Annotated in this window: 16 protein-coding genes; 14 read left to right on the plus strand and 2 right to left on the minus strand. The window is 60.6% G+C overall.

What is annotated here, in order from left to right:
* The 14 genes from flhF to F7R06_RS08275 all read left to right on the plus strand — a co-directional run bounded on the left by flhF (window position 1) and on the right by F7R06_RS08275 (window position 13,106).
* Complete coding sequence (flhF, locus tag F7R06_RS08210; RefSeq protein WP_090324258.1) at window positions 1-1,329, plus strand: flagellar biosynthesis GTPase FlhF; 1,329 nt, start codon at window positions 1-3, stop codon at window positions 1,327-1,329.
* A gap of 116 nt (window positions 1,330-1,445) precedes the next feature.
* A complete protein-coding gene (gene fleN, locus F7R06_RS08215) occupies window positions 1,446-2,276 on the plus strand; it encodes a flagellar synthesis regulator FleN (protein ID WP_008001746.1) in 831 nt (276 codons plus the stop codon).
* A complete protein-coding gene (gene fliA, locus F7R06_RS08220) occupies window positions 2,273-3,013 on the plus strand; it encodes an RNA polymerase sigma factor FliA (protein WP_007894214.1) in 741 nt (246 codons plus the stop codon). The genes fleN and fliA overlap by 4 nt, the downstream gene beginning before the upstream one ends.
* Before the next feature lie 166 nt (window positions 3,014-3,179).
* Window positions 3,180-3,551, plus strand: coding sequence for a chemotaxis response regulator CheY (locus F7R06_RS08225; RefSeq protein ID WP_003183998.1), 372 nt, complete (start codon window positions 3,180-3,182; stop codon window positions 3,549-3,551).
* A 19-nt stretch (window positions 3,552-3,570) separates the two neighbouring features.
* A complete protein-coding gene (locus F7R06_RS08230) occupies window positions 3,571-4,359 on the plus strand; it encodes a protein phosphatase CheZ (protein WP_090324257.1) in 789 nt (262 codons plus the stop codon).
* A gap of 46 nt (window positions 4,360-4,405) precedes the next feature.
* Window positions 4,406-6,664 carry a chemotaxis protein CheA gene (locus F7R06_RS08235; RefSeq protein WP_090324255.1) on the plus strand — a complete coding sequence of 753 codons (2,259 nt, stop codon included), beginning with the start codon at window positions 4,406-4,408 and terminating at the stop codon, window positions 6,662-6,664.
* Window positions 6,665-6,713: 49 nt separating this feature from the next.
* Window positions 6,714-7,844, plus strand: coding sequence for a protein-glutamate methylesterase/protein-glutamine glutaminase (locus F7R06_RS08240; protein WP_090324254.1), 1,131 nt, complete (start codon window positions 6,714-6,716; stop codon window positions 7,842-7,844).
* Window positions 7,844-8,584 (plus strand): flagellar motor protein, encoded by a 741-nt coding sequence (locus tag F7R06_RS08245; RefSeq protein ID WP_090324252.1) that lies wholly within the window; start codon window positions 7,844-7,846, stop codon window positions 8,582-8,584. Before F7R06_RS08240 ends, F7R06_RS08245 begins: the two co-directional genes overlap by 1 nt.
* Window positions 8,585-8,599: 15 nt before the next feature.
* Window positions 8,600-9,490 carry a flagellar motor protein MotD gene (gene motD / locus F7R06_RS08250; protein WP_090324250.1) on the plus strand — a complete coding sequence of 297 codons (891 nt, stop codon included), beginning with the start codon at window positions 8,600-8,602 and terminating at the stop codon, window positions 9,488-9,490.
* A 43-nt stretch (window positions 9,491-9,533) separates the two neighbouring features.
* A complete protein-coding gene (locus F7R06_RS08255; RefSeq protein WP_090324248.1) occupies window positions 9,534-10,322 on the plus strand; it encodes a ParA family protein in 789 nt (262 codons plus the stop codon).
* 126 nt (window positions 10,323-10,448) lie between these two features.
* Window positions 10,449-11,402 carry a CheW domain-containing protein gene (locus F7R06_RS08260; RefSeq protein WP_090324247.1) on the plus strand — a complete coding sequence of 318 codons (954 nt, stop codon included), beginning with the start codon at window positions 10,449-10,451 and terminating at the stop codon, window positions 11,400-11,402.
* A 41-nt stretch (window positions 11,403-11,443) separates the two neighbouring features.
* Window positions 11,444-11,929, plus strand: coding sequence for a chemotaxis protein CheW (locus F7R06_RS08265; RefSeq protein ID WP_007980742.1), 486 nt, complete (start codon window positions 11,444-11,446; stop codon window positions 11,927-11,929).
* Window positions 11,930-12,325: a DUF2802 domain-containing protein gene (locus F7R06_RS08270; RefSeq protein WP_090324245.1), complete on the plus strand. Its 396-nt coding sequence runs from the start codon at window positions 11,930-11,932 to the stop codon at window positions 12,323-12,325.
* Between the two features lie 280 nt (window positions 12,326-12,605).
* Window positions 12,606-13,106 (plus strand): hypothetical protein, encoded by a 501-nt coding sequence (locus F7R06_RS08275; RefSeq protein WP_090324244.1) that lies wholly within the window; start codon window positions 12,606-12,608, stop codon window positions 13,104-13,106.
* 179 nt (window positions 13,107-13,285) lie between these two features.
* Here the strand turns inward: F7R06_RS08275 and F7R06_RS08280 are convergent, their stop codons facing one another.
* On the minus strand, window positions 13,286-13,615 hold the full coding sequence (locus F7R06_RS08280; protein ID WP_090324242.1) for an EscU/YscU/HrcU family type III secretion system export apparatus switch protein: 330 nt from the start codon (window positions 13,613-13,615) through the stop codon (window positions 13,286-13,288).
* On the minus strand, window positions 13,612-15,186 hold the full coding sequence (gene fliK, locus F7R06_RS08285; protein WP_090324241.1) for a flagellar hook-length control protein FliK: 1,575 nt from the start codon (window positions 15,184-15,186) through the stop codon (window positions 13,612-13,614). Before fliK ends, F7R06_RS08280 begins: the two co-directional genes overlap by 4 nt.
* Window positions 15,187-15,221 lie beyond the last annotated feature (35 nt).

Raw genomic sequence — 15,221 nt, forward strand, 5'->3', positions numbered from 1 at the left:
ATGCAAGTTAAGCGTTTTTTCGCCGCCGATATGCGTCAGGCCATGAAGCTGGTTCGTGATGAGCTGGGCGCCGACGCCGCCATCATTGGCAACCGCCGCATTGCCGGTGGCGTCGAGCTCACGGCTGCCCTGGATTACAAACTGTCGGCGCTGGCCCCGCGTGTTCCGAACATGGAACTCGAAGACGAGCTGCGCAAGACTCAATCGCGGATCGTCACCGCCCAGGCTGAACTGAGCCTGCGAGGCGATGGCGAGAGCGACAAGAGCACCAATCGCCAGTTGTTCGCCGGCCTGCCGTTGACCGCCGCCGAGCCGTTGATCGAGCCTACCTATGCCGAACCCCGTCGTCCTGCGCCGGCCGCTGCGCCGGCCTCGAGTGGCGTGGACCCGCGGGCGTTCGATTCGATGCGTTTCGAGCTCAACAGCTTGCGTGAACTGATGGAAGTGCAACTGGGCTCCCTGGCCTGGAATCAGCTGCAAGGCAGCCGCCCTGAGCAGGCGAACCTGTGGCGCCGCCTGCAGCGCATCGGTCTGTCCGGCCCACTGTCGCGGGATTTGCTGGCACTGATTACCGATATCGACGAGCCCCGTCAGGCCTGGCGCATGTTGCTGGCGCATCTGGCGCGGATGATCTCCACGCCGGAACTGGAACCACTGGAAGAGGGGGGCGTGATTGCCATGGTCGGCCCCGCCGGCATGGGCAAGACCACCACCCTGGCCAAGCTGGCAGCCCGTTACGTGCTCAAGTACGGCCCGCAGAACATCGCGCTGGTGAGCATGGACAGCTTCCGTATCGGGGCTCAGGAGCAGCTCAAGACCCTCGGTCGGATTCTCAACGTGTCGGTGACCCACGTCGATCCGGGGCAATCGCTGGTGCAAGCGCTGGATCCGTTGCTGCGCAAACGCGTGGTGCTGATCGACACCGCCGGCCTGCAGGCCAGCGATCCGGCCCTGCGCATGCAGCTGGAAAGCCTGGCCGGGCGTGGCATCAAATCGAAAAATTATCTGGTTCTGGCAACCACCAGCCAGAAACAGGTTCTAACCGCCGCTTATCACAGTTACAAGCGCTGCGGGCTCGCGGGCTGCATCCTGACTAAACTGGATGAAACGGCAAGTCTGGGCGAGGTGTTGAGCCTGGCCATCAGTCATGAATTGCCGGTGGCCTACCTGACCGATGGCCCGCGGATCCCGGATGATTTGCATCTGCCGCGTCGTCATCAGTTGGTCAGTCGCGCCGTCAGCGTGCAAATGCAGGAAGAACCCAGCGAAGAAGCCATGGCTGACATGTTCGCTGACATCTACCACAGCCCGACCAAGCAGGTTGGCTGAGGTAAAAATGAATAGTTTTTGTACCTACATCGATGGTCTGCCATGCATTGTTCCGGTTGAGAACGCGCAGCCAGTAATGTGGCCTCCGTCTATGCAAGACAAGGTAAAGAAATAACATGGGCAGCATGCATCCCGTACAGGTGATCGCGGTGACCGGCGGCAAAGGTGGCGTCGGGAAGACTAATGTGTCAGTGAACTTGTCCCTGGCTTTGGCTGAGCTTGGCCGGCGCGTCATGCTGCTGGACGCCGATCTGGGGCTGGCGAACGTCGACGTTTTGTTGGGGCTGACACCCAAACGTACCCTGGCCGACGTGATCGAAGGCCGCTGCGAGCTGCGCGACGTCCTGTTGCAGGGCCCCGGCGGCATCCGCATCGTTCCCGCCGCGTCCGGGACCCAGAGCATGGTTCATCTGAGCCCGGCGCAACACGCCGGCCTGATCCAGGCATTCAGCGATATCGGCGACAATCTCGACGTACTGGTGATCGATACCGCTGCGGGCATTGGTGACTCGGTAGTCAGTTTTGTCCGCGCGGCGCAGGAAGTCCTGCTGGTGGTCTGCGACGAGCCGACGTCGATCACCGACGCCTACGCCTTGATCAAGTTGCTCAACCGCGATTACGGCATGAACCGTTTCCGCGTCCTGGCCAACATGGCGCAGAGCCCGCAGGAAGGCCGCAACCTGTTCGCCAAGTTGACCAAAGTCACGGACCGCTTTCTCGACGTCGCCCTGCAATACGTCGGTGCCGTGCCTTATGACGAAAGCGTGCGCAAGGCCGTGCAGAAGCAGCGTGCCGTCTATGAAGCGTTCCCGCGTTCCAAGTGTTCGCTGGCGTTCAAGGCCATCGCCCAGAAAGTCGATACCTGGCCGCTGCCGGCCAACCCGCGGGGTCACCTGGAGTTTTTCGTCGAGCGCCTCGTGCAACAAACGGCAGGACCCGTGCTATGACCGCCAGCGGTTACAACCTCTACAAGAAGTCGGCACGTGACGCGCAGTACGAATTGATCGAGCGTTACGCGCCACTGGTTAAGCGCATTGCCTACCACTTGCTGGCGCGTCTGCCGGCCAGTGTCCAGGTTGAAGACCTGATCCAGGCCGGCATGATCGGCCTGCTGGAAGTCTCGACCAAATACGACGCCAGCAAAGGCGCCAGTTTCGAAACGTACGCGGGCATCCGAATCCGCGGCGCCATGCTCGATGAAGTGCGCAAGGGGGACTGGGCGCCACGTTCGGTTCACCGCAATACGCGCATGGTCAGCGACGCAATTCGCTCGATTGAAGCTAAAACCGGCCGTGACGCTAAAGATCACGAAGTTGCGGCCGAACTCCAATTGAGTCTCGACGATTATTACGGGATTTTGAACGACACCCTGGGCAGCCGGTTATTCAGTTTCGACGATCTGTTGCAGGACGGCGAACACGAAGGGCTGCACGAGGATGGCGCGAGTGCTCATCTCGAGCCGTCGCGCGACCTGGAAGATGAACGCTTTCAGGCGGCGCTGGCGGACGCGATTGCCAATTTGCCGGAGCGTGAGCGACTGGTGTTGGCGCTGTACTACGACGAAGAGTTGAATCTCAAGGAAATCGGTGAGGTCCTGGGGGTTAGCGAATCTCGGGTCAGCCAGTTACACAGCCAGTGCGCGGCCCGTTTGCGGGGGCGTTTGGGAGAGTGGCGAGCGCGTTGAAGGCAGTGTGGGGGCACTGCGACGTGGCGGGTGGGGTGTTGAACCGCGCCGGTCTCGATCCGTTGTACTCCAGACAGTCATTGAGTGCTTTGCCAGATTGATTGAAATGGCGCGTCCAGGTGCTGGGCGCGTTTTAGTCTGCTTGGAGGTCGAATTGGACAAGAACATGAAAATCCTCATCGTTGATGACTTCTCAACGATGCGGCGGATCATAAAAAACCTGTTGCGTGACCTTGGGTTCACCAACACGGTCGAGGCCGACGATGGCACTACCGCCATTCCGGTTCTCAACAGCGGGAGCATCGACTTTCTGGTGACGGACTGGAACATGCCTGGCATGACCGGTATCGATCTGCTGCGCCACGTGCGTGCCGATGAAAAGCTCAAGCATCTGCCGGTGCTGATGGTGACCGCCGAAGCCAAGCGCGAGCAGATCATCGAAGCCGCCCAGGCCGGTGTTAACGGCTATGTGGTCAAACCCTTCACGGCCCAGGCGTTGAAAGAAAAAATCGAAAAGATTTTCGAACGCATCGGTTGAACTGCGCCACGGGGGAGCTATGGGGCATAACGAATCATCGCAGGGCGATTTCGAATCGACCCTGAAAAAACACGCCGTCGAACTGGTCGCGAGCCTTGAAAAGGGCAGGTTCGGCGATGCTGTGCAATTGATCCATGAGCTCAACCAGACCCGTGACCGCGGCCTGTACCAGGAAGTGGGCAAGCTCACCCGCGAGCTGCATAGTGCGATCGTCAATTTTCAGATTGACCCGCACATGCCGCAAGCCGAGGAAGTGTCACAGATCACCGATGCCACCGAGCGTCTGGGGTATGTGGTCAAGCTGACGGAGGCCGCGGCCAACCGCACCATGGACCTGGTGGAAAACGCCACGCCGCTGGTCAATCGCCTGAGTGAAGAAGCCCAGGCCTTGAGCACGGACTGGGGACGGTTCATGCGCCGCGAAGTCGGGGCTGAAGAGTTCCGCGAGCTGGCCCGGCGAGTCGACGGGTTCCTGGCGCGCAGCAGTGAAGACGGGCGTGCGGTGTCGAGCAACCTCAACGACATTCTGCTCGCCCAGGATTACCAGGACCTCACCGGTCAGGTGATCAAGCGTGTGACCCAACTGGTCACCGAAGTCGAAAGCAACCTGCTCAAGCTCGTGCTCATGGCCAGTCAGGTGGACCGCTTCGCGGGCATCGAACATGACCGTGAAGCGATGCTTGCAGAAAAAGATCCACAAAAACATCTCTCTCAGGGTGAAGGTCCGCAGATTCATGCCGATAAAAGAGAAGACGTTGTGTCCGGTCAGGACGATGTGGACGATTTGCTATCCAGCCTAGGGTTTTAGAGTTCTAGGTATTTTAGGTTTTTAGACCTGTAGGAGCACACCCTTAATGAGCTTCGGCGCCGATGAAGAGATCCTTCAGGATTTCCTGGTTGAGGCCGGCGAGATTCTAGAGCAACTGTCCGAACAACTGGTCGAGCTGGAAAGCCGGCCGGATGACGCGGACCTGCTCAATGCAATTTTTCGCGGTTTTCACACTGTAAAAGGGGGCGCCGGCTTCCTCCAGCTCAACGAGTTGGTGGAGTGCTGTCACATCGCCGAGAACGTGTTCGACATCCTGCGCAAGGGCGAACGTCGCGTCGACTCGGAATTGATGGACGTGGTTCTCGAAGCACTGGACGCGGTGAACAGCATGTTCAGCGAAGTCCGCGAGCGTAGCCCGATCACGGCGGCCACACCCGAATTGCTCGCAGCCCTGGCCCGTCTGGCCGAGCCGCAAACCGCTGACGAGGCGGCGCCTGCACCTGCGGTAGAAGAAGTGGTGCAAGAGCCTGTTGCCGAAAGCGACTCGGGCGACATCACAGACAATGAATTCGAACAACTGCTGGACTCACTGAATGCCGTCAAGGCTCAGGCCGAAGCGCCAGCCGTTCCAGCAGCAGATAGCGCTGCCGCTGCCAGTGACGAAATCACTGACGCCGAGTTCGAGTCACTGCTCGATCAATTGCATGGTAAAGGTCAGTTCGCCGTCGATGCCCTGGCAGCACCTGCGGCGTCCAGCGAACCGCCAGCGCCTAAAGCGCCAGGCGACAGCTCCGACATCACCGACGACGAATTCGAAGCGTTGCTCGACCAGTTGCACGGCAAGGGCAACTTTGCGGTCGACGCACTGGAATCGGCCATCGCTTCGGTGCCGGCGCCGGCAGCACCTGCCGCTGCGGCGGCGGGTAGCGATCTGATCACCGATCACGAGTTCGAATCGCTGCTCGACGAATTGCACGGCAAAGGCAAGTTCACTGATGTGGGTACTGCTGCAACCGGTACCGCCGCTTCGGTGGCCACGCCAGTCGCCAAGGCAGCAGCGCCGAAACCTGTCGCCAAAGCCCCCGAACCCAAAGCTGAAGCTCCGGCGCCTGCCGCCGCACCGGCAGCCGCCCGTGCCCCGGCCGCTCCGCCTGCGGAGAAACCGGCCAGCGAAGCCGAGACCACCGTGCGGGTCGATACCGCGCGTCTGGACGAAATCATGAACATGGTCGGCGAATTGGTATTGGTGCGTAACCGCCTGGTTCGCCTGGGGGCCAACAGCGCCGACGAGGCCATGTCCAAGGCGGTGTCGAACCTGGATGTGGTCACCGCGGATCTGCAAACCGCGGTCATGAAGACCCGGATGCAACCGATCAAGAAGGTCTTCGGGCGCTTCCCGCGTCTGGTTCGCGACCTGGCTCGCCAGCTCAAGAAAGAGATCAACCTGGAACTGGTCGGCGAAGAAACCGACCTCGACAAGAACCTCGTCGAGGCCCTGGCCGACCCGTTGGTCCACTTGGTACGCAACGCGGTCGACCACGGCATCGAGTCACCGGAAGAACGCGAAGCCTCGGGCAAGGCCCGTGGCGGCAAGGTGATTCTGGCCGCGGAACAGGAAGGCGACCACATCCTGTTGTCGATCTCCGATGACGGCAAGGGCATGGACCCGAACGTCCTGCGCTCCATCGCGGTAAAACGCGGAGTGATGGACAAGGACGCAGCCGATCGCCTGAGCGACACCGAGTGCTACAACCTGATCTTCGCCCCGGGCTTCTCGACCAAGACCGAGATTTCCGACGTGTCGGGTCGTGGCGTGGGCATGGACGTGGTGAAAACCAAGATCTCCCAGCTCAACGGCTCGATCAACATCTACTCGGCCAAGGGCCAGGGTTCGAAGATCGTCATCAAGGTGCCGTTGACCCTGGCGATCATGCCGACACTGATGGTCATGCTCGGCAACCAGGCGTTCGCGTTCCCGCTGGTGAACGTCAACGAGATTTTCCACCTCGACCTGTCGACCACCAACGTGGTGGACGGCCAGGAAGTGGTGATCGTGCGGGACAAGGCGCTGCCGTTGTTCTACCTCAAGCGCTGGCTGGTCAGCTCCGCCGCTCATGAAGAGCAGCGCGAAGGCCATGTGGTGATCCTTTCCGTGGGCACTCAGCGGATCGGCTTCGTTGTCGATCAACTGGTGGGTCAGGAAGAAGTGGTCATCAAGCCATTGGGCAAAATGCTCCAGGGAACCCCGGGCATGTCGGGCGCCACCATTACCGGTGACGGCCGCATCGCGCTGATTCTCGATGTTCCGAGCATGCTCAAGCGTTACGCCACGCGGCGTATTTGATTCTGATGGAGCGGGGCGACTGAGCCTCGCTCCGTCTAACGGAGTGTTTATGGCAGTCAAAGTCCTGGTGGTGGACGATTCGGGGTTTTTCCGCCGCCGCGTCTCGGAAATTCTTTCAGCGGATTCGAATATCCAGGTCGTCGGCACGGCGACCAACGGAAAAGAGGCGATTGATCAGGCACTGGCCCTCAAGCCCGACGTGATCACCATGGACTACGAGATGCCGATGATGGACGGCATCACGGCGGTGCGGCACATCATGCAGCGCTGCCCGACCCCGGTGTTGATGTTTTCCTCGCTGACCCACGAAGGCGCCCGGGTCACCCTGGATGCGCTGGACGCCGGCGCGGTGGACTTCCTGCCGAAGAATTTCGAAGACATCTCGCGCAACCCCGAGAAGGTCAAGCAACTGCTGTGCGAGAAGATTCTCAGCATCGCGCGCAGTAACCGTCGTGTCAGCACCTACACGGCACCGCCACCGGTAGCGGCCCCCGCGCCGACACCAGCACCTTCGAGCGTTGGCAGTTTCAGCGGCAACGTGCCTGCGCGTCCGGCCCCGGCTCCGATCCCGGCTCGTGCGCCAGCGCACGCACCCACGTCGCCTGCGCCAAAACGCAAAGCCTACAAACTGGTGGCCATCGGTACCTCCACCGGCGGCCCGGTGGCCTTGCAGCGGGTCCTGACCCAGTTGCCGGCCAACTTCCCGGCACCGATCGTGCTGGTCCAGCACATGCCCGCGGCCTTCACCAAAGCGTTCGCCGAGCGTCTGGACAAGCTCTGCCGCATCAGCGTCAAGGAAGCCGAGGACGGCGACATCCTGCGTCCAGGCCTGGCGCTGCTGGCACCGGGTGGCAAGCAAATGATGATCGATGGCCGTGGCGCGGTGAAAATCCTGCCGGGCGACGAGCGTTTGAACTACAAGCCTTGCGTGGACATCACCTTTGGTTCTGCGGCCAAGTCCTACGGTGACAAAGTTCTGGCGGTCGTGTTGACCGGCATGGGCGCCGACGGTCGCGAAGGCGCGCGCCTGCTCAAGCAGGGCGGCAGTTCGATCTGGGCCCAGGACGAAGCCAGCTGCGTGATCTATGGCATGCCGATGGCCATCGTCAAAGCCGAACTCGCCGACGCGGTGTATAGCCTCGACGACATTGGCCGGCACCTGGTCGAGGCTTGTGTCTGATGGACGTTCTAAGCCTGATCGGGATCATTCTGGCGTTCGTTGCCATCATCGGTGGCAACTTCCTCGAAGGCGGTCACCTCGGTGCATTGGCCAACGGCCCGGCGGCGCTGATCGTATTAGGTGGCACCTTCGGCGCGGCGTTGCTGCAATCGCCGATGAGCGCCTTCAAGCGCGCCCTGCAGATTCTGGCGTGGATTCTGTTTCCACCGCGCATCGATCTGGCCGGTGGCGTTGACCGTGTCGTCAACTGGAGCCTGACCGCGCGCAAGGAAGGCTTGCTCGGACTGGAAGGGATGGCCGATACCGAACCCGACAACTACGCGCGCAAAGGCCTGCAACTGCTGGTGGACGGCGCCGAACCCGAAGCGATCCGCAGCATTCTGGAAGTCGATTTCTATACCCAGGAAAGCCGCGACATCGAAGCCGCCAAGGTCTTCGAAAGCATGGGCGGTTATGCGCCGACCATCGGCATCATCGGTGCGGTGATGGGCTTGATCCACGTCATGGGCAACCTGGGTGACCCATCGCAGTTGGGCAACGGTATTGCCGTGGCCTTCGTCGCCACCATCTATGGCGTGGCCAGTGCCAACCTGGTGCTGTTGCCGATTGCCGCGAAACTCAAATCCATCGCGATGCGTCAGTCGCGTTATCGCGAAATGTTGCTCGAAGGCCTCCTGTCGATCGCCGAAGGTGAAAACCCTCGCTCCATTGAGTTGAAGCTTCAGGGCTTCATGGATTGATGGGGGGCATGGATCATGGCACGTCGTCGCCAGCATGAAGAGCATGTCAACCACGAACGTTGGCTGGTTTCCTACGCCGACTTCATCACCTTGCTCTTCGCCTTCTTCGTGGTGATGTACTCGATCTCCTCGATCAACGAAGGCAAGTACAAGGTCATTTCCCAGGCGCTGATCGGGGTCTTCACGGACGCCGATCGTTCCTTGAAACCGATCCCGATCGGCGAAGAACGGCCCAAGACCGTGACCCCGGCCAAGCCACTGGTCAACGACAGTGACCAGGTCGAAGCCGGTGTCGCTGGCACCAGCGATCCACTCAAAAGCATCGCCGACGACATCAGTGCAGCGTTCGGCGACTTGATCAGCTCCAATCAGATGACCGTGCGCGGCAACGAGTTATGGGTCGAGATCGAACTCAATTCCAGCCTGTTGTTTGGCAGTGGTGACGCCATGCCCAGCGACATTGCGTTCAACATCATCGACAAGGTCGCAGCGATTCTGAAGCCGTTCGACAACCCGATCCACGTCGAAGGTTTTACTGACGATCAACCGATCCGCACGTCGCAGTACCCGACCAACTGGGAACTGTCTTCGGCACGTTCCGCCAGCATCGTGCGCATGCTCGCCATGCAAGGGGTAAACCCCAGTCGTCTGGCGTCCGTGGGGTACGGCGAATTCCAGCCAGTGGCCAATAACGCCACGGCAGAAGGCCGGGCGCGCAATCGTCGGGTGGTGCTGGTGGTATCGCGCAATCTCGACGTGCGGCGCAGCCTGACCGGCACGGGGACCGCTCACGCACAACCGGACGCGGCGTTGAAGCGTGCTGGCACACAAACTGCACCGACCCCGGTCAAGTCGCCGGGACGAGAGGGAGCCGTCAATTCTCCGTCACCCGCATTAACACGTTGAGCTATTTCTCGGTCGATCCGTTCGGCCGGGAGGAACAATCCGAATGAGAGTCTGGGCAGTCGCCAATCAAAAGGGTGGTGTCGGTAAAACCACTTCCTCTATCGCTTTAGCCGGTTTGCTGGCCGAGGCGGGCAAGCGCGTGGTCGTGGTCGATCTCGACCCCCACGGCTCCATGACCAGCTATTTCGGTTACGACCCCGATACCCTGGAACACAGCAACTACGACCTGTTCCTGCATAAGGGCAGCGTGCCTGAGGGCTTGCCCGGCCAGTTGTTGCTGTCCACCAGCGACGAACGTATTTCCCTGTTGCCATCGAGCACCGCGCTGGCGACCCTTGAGCGCCAGTCACCGGGCCAGAGTGGCCTGGGCCTGGTGATCGCCAAGAGCCTGGCGCAGTTGTGGCAAGACTTCGATTACGCGGTCATCGACAGCCCGCCGTTGCTGGGCGTGCTGATGGTCAATGCCTTGGCGGCGAGCCAGCAACTGGTGATTCCGGTGCAGACCGAGCACTTGGCGGTCAAGGGCCTGGAACGCATGGTCAACACCCTGGCGATGATCAATCGCTCGCGCAAACAGGCGCTGCCGTTCAGCATCGTACCGACCCTGTTCGATCGTCGTACGCAAGCGTCCCTGGGCACGCTGCGTGTCCTGCGCGACAAATTCCCGGATGAAATCTGGCAGGGCTACATTCCGGTCGACACGCGTTTGCGCGATGCCAGCCGGGCCGGGCTGACGCCTTCGCAATTCGACGGCAAAAGCCGTGGAGTTCTGGCCTACCGCGCGTTACTCAAGCATTTGCTGGCGGCACAACTTGTTCCGCAGGTGGCGTGAGATGAATCCAGCCCCTGTAGGAGCGAGCTTGCTCGCGATGGACGACAACGATAACGCGGGGTTCATGGAGATGCGCGGTGTCCATACCTTCATCGCGAGCAAGCGCTCTCCTGCAAGGGGGCTGGCATGAATCGGCCGGTGAAGACCACCTCGCGTCCGCAACTGGCGCTCCAGTCTTATCTGGACAGCTTGCTGATGGAGGCGACCGAAGAACTGCCGGTTGAAGCTCAAGCGCTTGCTGAAATCGTCGAGGTTGTCGAAGCGATTGAAGTAGAAGCTGCGCTGGATGAGTTCCAGGCAGCGGTGCTCGAAGAACAGGCCCGTGATGCGCAGAAAAGCGCCGCCCTTGCCGTGCCGGTCCTGGCACCAGTCGTTGAAAAAACACCGGTCGCCGTGATCGAAGCCACTGCACCGGTACTCGCTCAGGTATCGACCATCGCACCGTTGCTGCAAGCGTTGGCACCGCCAGCCGTGGAAGAGCAACACGCTGTGGTACCGCCGGCTGCCGAGGTACCTCAAACGCTGGTGCCACCGGTCGTCGAAGTCCACCTGCCGCCTGCCAACACGCCGCCACCGGTGGAAACCGATGGCCGTCCGTCCTGGGCCGCCGAACCGTTCGAGTGCCTGTTGTTCGATGTCGCGGGCTTGACCCTGGCGGTGCCGCTGGTGTGCCTGGGGTCGATCTACCCGCTGGCAGGGCATGAGCTGACGCCGTTGTTCGGCCAGCCGGAATGGTTCCTGGGCATCTTGCCGAGCCAGGCCGGCAATCTGAAAGTGTTGGACACCGCGCGCTGGGTCATGCCGGACCGGTATCGCGAGGATTATCGCCAGGGCCTGCAATACGTCATTTCCGTTCAGGGCTACGAATGGGGGCTGGCGGTGCATCAGGTCAGCCGCTCGTTGCGCCTGGACCCGAACGAAATCAAATGGCGCAGCCATCGTGGTCAACGACCATGGTTGGCGGGCACCGTGATTGAACACATGTGTGCGTTGCTCGACGTTTCCGCGCTGGCCGAGTTGATCGCCAGCGGTGGGGCCAGGCACATGGGCGGCAGCAAGCCGACTCAAAAAACTACATAACAGAACAACACCGCCAGGGCGGTTTTTCGAGGGGTCAGGGTATGAATGATAAGGCGACGGCGGCAAAGGGTTCCGAAGATCCGATCCTGCAATGGGTCACCTTCAAGCTGGACAACGAAACCTACGGCATCAACGTGATGCGCGTTCAGGAAGTCCTGCGCTACACCGAAATCGCCCCGGTACCGGGTGCCCCGAGCTACGTGCTGGGCATCATCAACCTGCGCGGCAATGTGGTCACCGTGATCGACACCCGTCAGCGCTTCGGCCTGATGAACGCCGAAATCAGTGACAACACCCGTATCGTCATCATCGAGGCCGACAAGCAAGTGGTCGGGATCATGGTCGACAGCGTGGCCGAAGTGGTTTACCTGCGTCAGTCGGAAATCGAAACCGCGCCGAACGTGGGTAACGAAGAGTCCGCCAAGTTCATTCAAGGCGTGTGCAACAAGAACAACGAACTGCTGATCCTGGTCGAACTCGACAAGATGATGAGCGAAGAAGAATGGTCGGAACTGGAGAGTATCTGATTGATTCTTGAGGTGGCGGTCATTGTCCTGTTCCTGTTTTGGGCAGGCACGCTGGCAATGTTTCTGGCGTACATTCGCGGTCAGCGGCTGATTGCCGCGCAACAGGCCCAGAGTGATGCGCTGCGCGATCAGCGCATCAAGGACCTGGCCAAGCGCGTCGACAATTACCAGAACGGCAGCGTGCGCATGGGTGAAGACCTGCACGAACTGCGCGCGATCGTCGCGCCTTTGCCGGACAAACTGGCCCAGCTGGAACAGCGCGACCCTTCCAGCCTGTCGTTCGCCCAGGCGGCGCGACTGGTGGGCATGGGCGCCAGCGTCGACGAACTGACCCAGTCCTGCGGCTTGACCCAGGCTGAGGCAGAGTTGATGAGCAAGTTGCACAAGAGCAGCTAAAAGCCTGTAGGAGCGAACCCGCTCGCGATGGACGTTAACGATGTCGCGTGCTTTCTGAAGCAACGCGTCGTGCTTGAGTCCATCGCGAGCAGGTTCGCTCCTACAGTGGTTTCAGGTCGGGCACAAAATCGGTGATCACTGAACATCAAATGTAGGAGCGAGCCCGCTCGCGAAGGACGTTAACGATGACGCGGGCTTTCTGGATCAACGCGTTGCATTTGAGTCCATCGCCGTTATTCAACGACGCTTGGTTGAGTGAATTTCAATGCCAGGGAGGCCTATGTACGACATTTTGCGTGGTACACCGCTGTGGGTTTATGCGGTCTTTTTTATCCTGACTTACTACGGTGTGCGCGCCTGCTTCAAGAGTCATGAATCGAAGAGGTCGTTGCAGTTCACACCGGCGGTTTTTGTCGCCATTTCCCTGGTTTCGCTGAATTTCTCCCAAGGCGCTGCAATCCCGCTCTCGGTATATGCGTTGGGAATGCTGGCAGGCTGGGTTCTGGCATTGCGCTTTTATTCGTACGAAGGCGTAGTACGAGATGGAGATCGACTAGTACTGAATGGCACCACCAAGGTGCTACTTGTGTATTGGGGGTTCTTTGCCTGGCGTTACTACAGCGGATATCAAGCGGCTATGTACCCGGAACTCGTTGATGGCGTGTCGGCGGTAGCAACCTCCGCATTGGCGTCAGGCATCATCAACGGTCTGATCGTTGGTCGCAGCCTCAGGCTTTTGCGTTTTTTCAAGGCCGGTACCGGTGCGAGGGCGCCGTTGTAGGAGCGAGCCCGCTCGCGATGGGCGTTAACGATGACGCGGGCTGTCTGAATCAACGCGTCGCGCCTGAGTCCATCGCGAGCAGGCTCGCTCCTACAGCGGTTTCAGGTCGGGCATAAAATCGGTGTTCACCGAAAATCAAATGTGGGAGCGAGCCCGCTCGCGATGGCGTTCTGGAAGTCTCAGTAATCATCCCCGCGTTCAGTGACATCCTTCTCGACCCAGGGCGCATCCGGAACATGCCCAGCCGGAAACTTGCCTTTCAGGTTCCACGCAAACGCGATGATCTCGGCAATCGTCAGATAGAGTTCCTGCGGAATACTGTCCCCCAGCTCCATCCGCGCCAGCAGCTTCACCAGTTCGGCGTTTTCGTAGATCGGCACTTCGTAGTCGCGAGCGATCCGCAGAATTTCTTCCGCCAGTGCTTCATCGCCCTTGGCCGTGAGGGTCGGGGCGTGGGTGCCGTCGTATTTGAGGGCGATGGCCTGGCGTGGGGCGTTGGGGTTATTCATGCGTTTTCGTCGACCCAGCGTTGTTCGAGGCGGGTTTGGGTGCCCTGGGGCGGTGTGCCGAGGTGGCAGTCGAGATCGCCGACATTCAAGCCTGACGCCAGCAAGCGTTCGCGCAATGCCGACAGATTGCTTTCGATCAGGCTCGCGGTGTAGGGCCGCTCGGCCCACAGCTGGCTCGACAGACTGCCCTTGATCAACTGTGCCTGAACCTGCAACGGCCCCAAGGGTTCCATGTCGAACGCCAGGTCAACGCGCCACAGATTCTGTCTGGGTTCGCGTTCGTCGCGGCGTTCCTGTTGAGGTTCCTTCTCGGGGGCCTCTTCACGCTGAAACTTCACTTGCAACGGCACGATGTCCTGCAGGTTACGCATCGGGATTTCCAGTTGCCAGGTGCTCATCAGGCGCCCGTCGGCGGTCACGCCGGTCTGTTCCAGACTCGATAATTGGTGGCTTTGCAGGCGTGAGACCGCAGCGGCGGCCAGGCGCAGCAGATGTTCGAGGTCATCTTCACCCTCGGCACTTTGCAACAGGCGCTCGGGCAGCGGAAAACTGGTTGGCGAGGGTTTGGCGCTGACCTGCCCGAGCATGCCCAGGGCATTGCGCACGAAGTTCGGCATGGCCTGGGCCAGCGTATTCGCCGCGATGATCGCGCTGAGGTTGGTGTTGGCCTGAAGCCCTGGCGTCAATTGCGCGATCAGCTTCAGTAGGTCGGCTTTCAAGTCGGGCGCCAGCGCCGGGTTCTGGCCGGTCAGCAACTTGGTCTCGAGGAACGCACCGCTGCCCAGTAATGCCTGGGCCAGGCCTTTGGCCGTACTCAGTTGCTGAACATCGGGCAAACCGGCGAGCAATCGGGAAGCGGCGTTACGCAGGTCTACGGAGGTCTGGTCGGAATCCGGCAGGTCTTGCAGGAGTTTGAGCAAACCGTCCAGCGAGCCCTGGCGACTTTGCTGGTCGACCAGTTGCTGGGTCACGGCCAGTTGATCCTGCCGGCTGCTCAATGGCACGAACTTGAGCGTCTGGGTGTCCTGGACCAGCGCGCTGAGCAAGGTGCCGATGCGCAACGGTTGCGAGCTGTCGATGCTCAGGGTGCTGCCGCTCAGGGCTGTGTTGAGCAAGCTGACCATCGAGCGAAACACCGTTGCCTGGCCTGGCACCTGCGGCAATACCTGGGAGGTCAGCACTTTGGCTTGCAGCAGGGTACCGACCGGCAATTGCGCCGTGTCGATGCGGGTGAGGGTGGCGACGCTGGACGCAATGGCTTGTTGCACGGTCACTGCCAGATTGCTCGCCGAGGGCTGAGTGACCACCATGCTGGTGCCCTGGGCCAACGGCTGGTTGCTGGTGGCCTGGACCGTGGTCTGGCGGCCGCTGTCGAGGGTGACCTTGAGCAACAATTGAAATGTCTGATCCGCCTGCTTGAGCGACAGCACCTCGGCCCTGGCGGTCTGACCGGCGTCGATCAGCCCCTCCATTGGCGTCAGTAGCTTGATCAGCTCGCCACTGACCGCCAGCGGACGTGCGGTCGCCGGTGCGGTCTGCGGTAGCGGGAGGATGTTCATGTCGCCTGTCATACGCGGTCACAACCTTGGGAAAATGCGCTCTTTAG

The organism is Pseudomonas moorei, from assembly GCF_008801475.1.
In the GTDB taxonomy this organism is placed as follows: domain Bacteria; phylum Pseudomonadota; class Gammaproteobacteria; order Pseudomonadales; family Pseudomonadaceae; genus Aquipseudomonas; species Aquipseudomonas moorei.

Bases quoted from the DNA above. Each gene is read 5' to 3' on its own strand.
- flhF (WP_090324258.1), top strand. From the start codon at position 1: ATGCAAGTTAAGCGTTTTTTCGCCGCCGATATGCGTCAGGCCATGAAG.
- fleN (WP_008001746.1), top strand. From the start codon at position 1,446: ATGGGCAGCATGCATCCCGTACAGGTGATCGCGGTGACCGGCGGCAAA.
- fliA (WP_007894214.1), top strand. From the start codon at position 2,273: ATGACCGCCAGCGGTTACAACCTCTACAAGAAGTCGGCACGTGACGCG.
- F7R06_RS08225 (WP_003183998.1), top strand. From the start codon at position 3,180: ATGAAAATCCTCATCGTTGATGACTTCTCAACGATGCGGCGGATCATA.
- F7R06_RS08230 (WP_090324257.1), top strand. From the start codon at position 3,571: ATGGGGCATAACGAATCATCGCAGGGCGATTTCGAATCGACCCTGAAA.
- F7R06_RS08235 (WP_090324255.1), top strand. From the start codon at position 4,406: ATGAGCTTCGGCGCCGATGAAGAGATCCTTCAGGATTTCCTGGTTGAG.
- F7R06_RS08240 (WP_090324254.1), top strand. From the start codon at position 6,714: ATGGCAGTCAAAGTCCTGGTGGTGGACGATTCGGGGTTTTTCCGCCGC.
- F7R06_RS08245 (WP_090324252.1), top strand. From the start codon at position 7,844: ATGGACGTTCTAAGCCTGATCGGGATCATTCTGGCGTTCGTTGCCATC.
- motD (WP_090324250.1), top strand. From the start codon at position 8,600: ATGGCACGTCGTCGCCAGCATGAAGAGCATGTCAACCACGAACGTTGG.
- F7R06_RS08255 (WP_090324248.1), top strand. From the start codon at position 9,534: ATGAGAGTCTGGGCAGTCGCCAATCAAAAGGGTGGTGTCGGTAAAACC.
- F7R06_RS08260 (WP_090324247.1), top strand. From the start codon at position 10,449: ATGAATCGGCCGGTGAAGACCACCTCGCGTCCGCAACTGGCGCTCCAG.
- F7R06_RS08265 (WP_007980742.1), top strand. From the start codon at position 11,444: ATGAATGATAAGGCGACGGCGGCAAAGGGTTCCGAAGATCCGATCCTG.
- F7R06_RS08275 (WP_090324244.1), top strand. From the start codon at position 12,606: ATGTACGACATTTTGCGTGGTACACCGCTGTGGGTTTATGCGGTCTTT.
- F7R06_RS08280 (WP_090324242.1), bottom strand. From the start codon at position 13,615: ATGAATAACCCCAACGCCCCACGCCAGGCCATCGCCCTCAAATACGAC.
- fliK (WP_090324241.1), bottom strand. From the start codon at position 15,186: ATGACAGGCGACATGAACATCCTCCCGCTACCGCAGACCGCACCGGCG.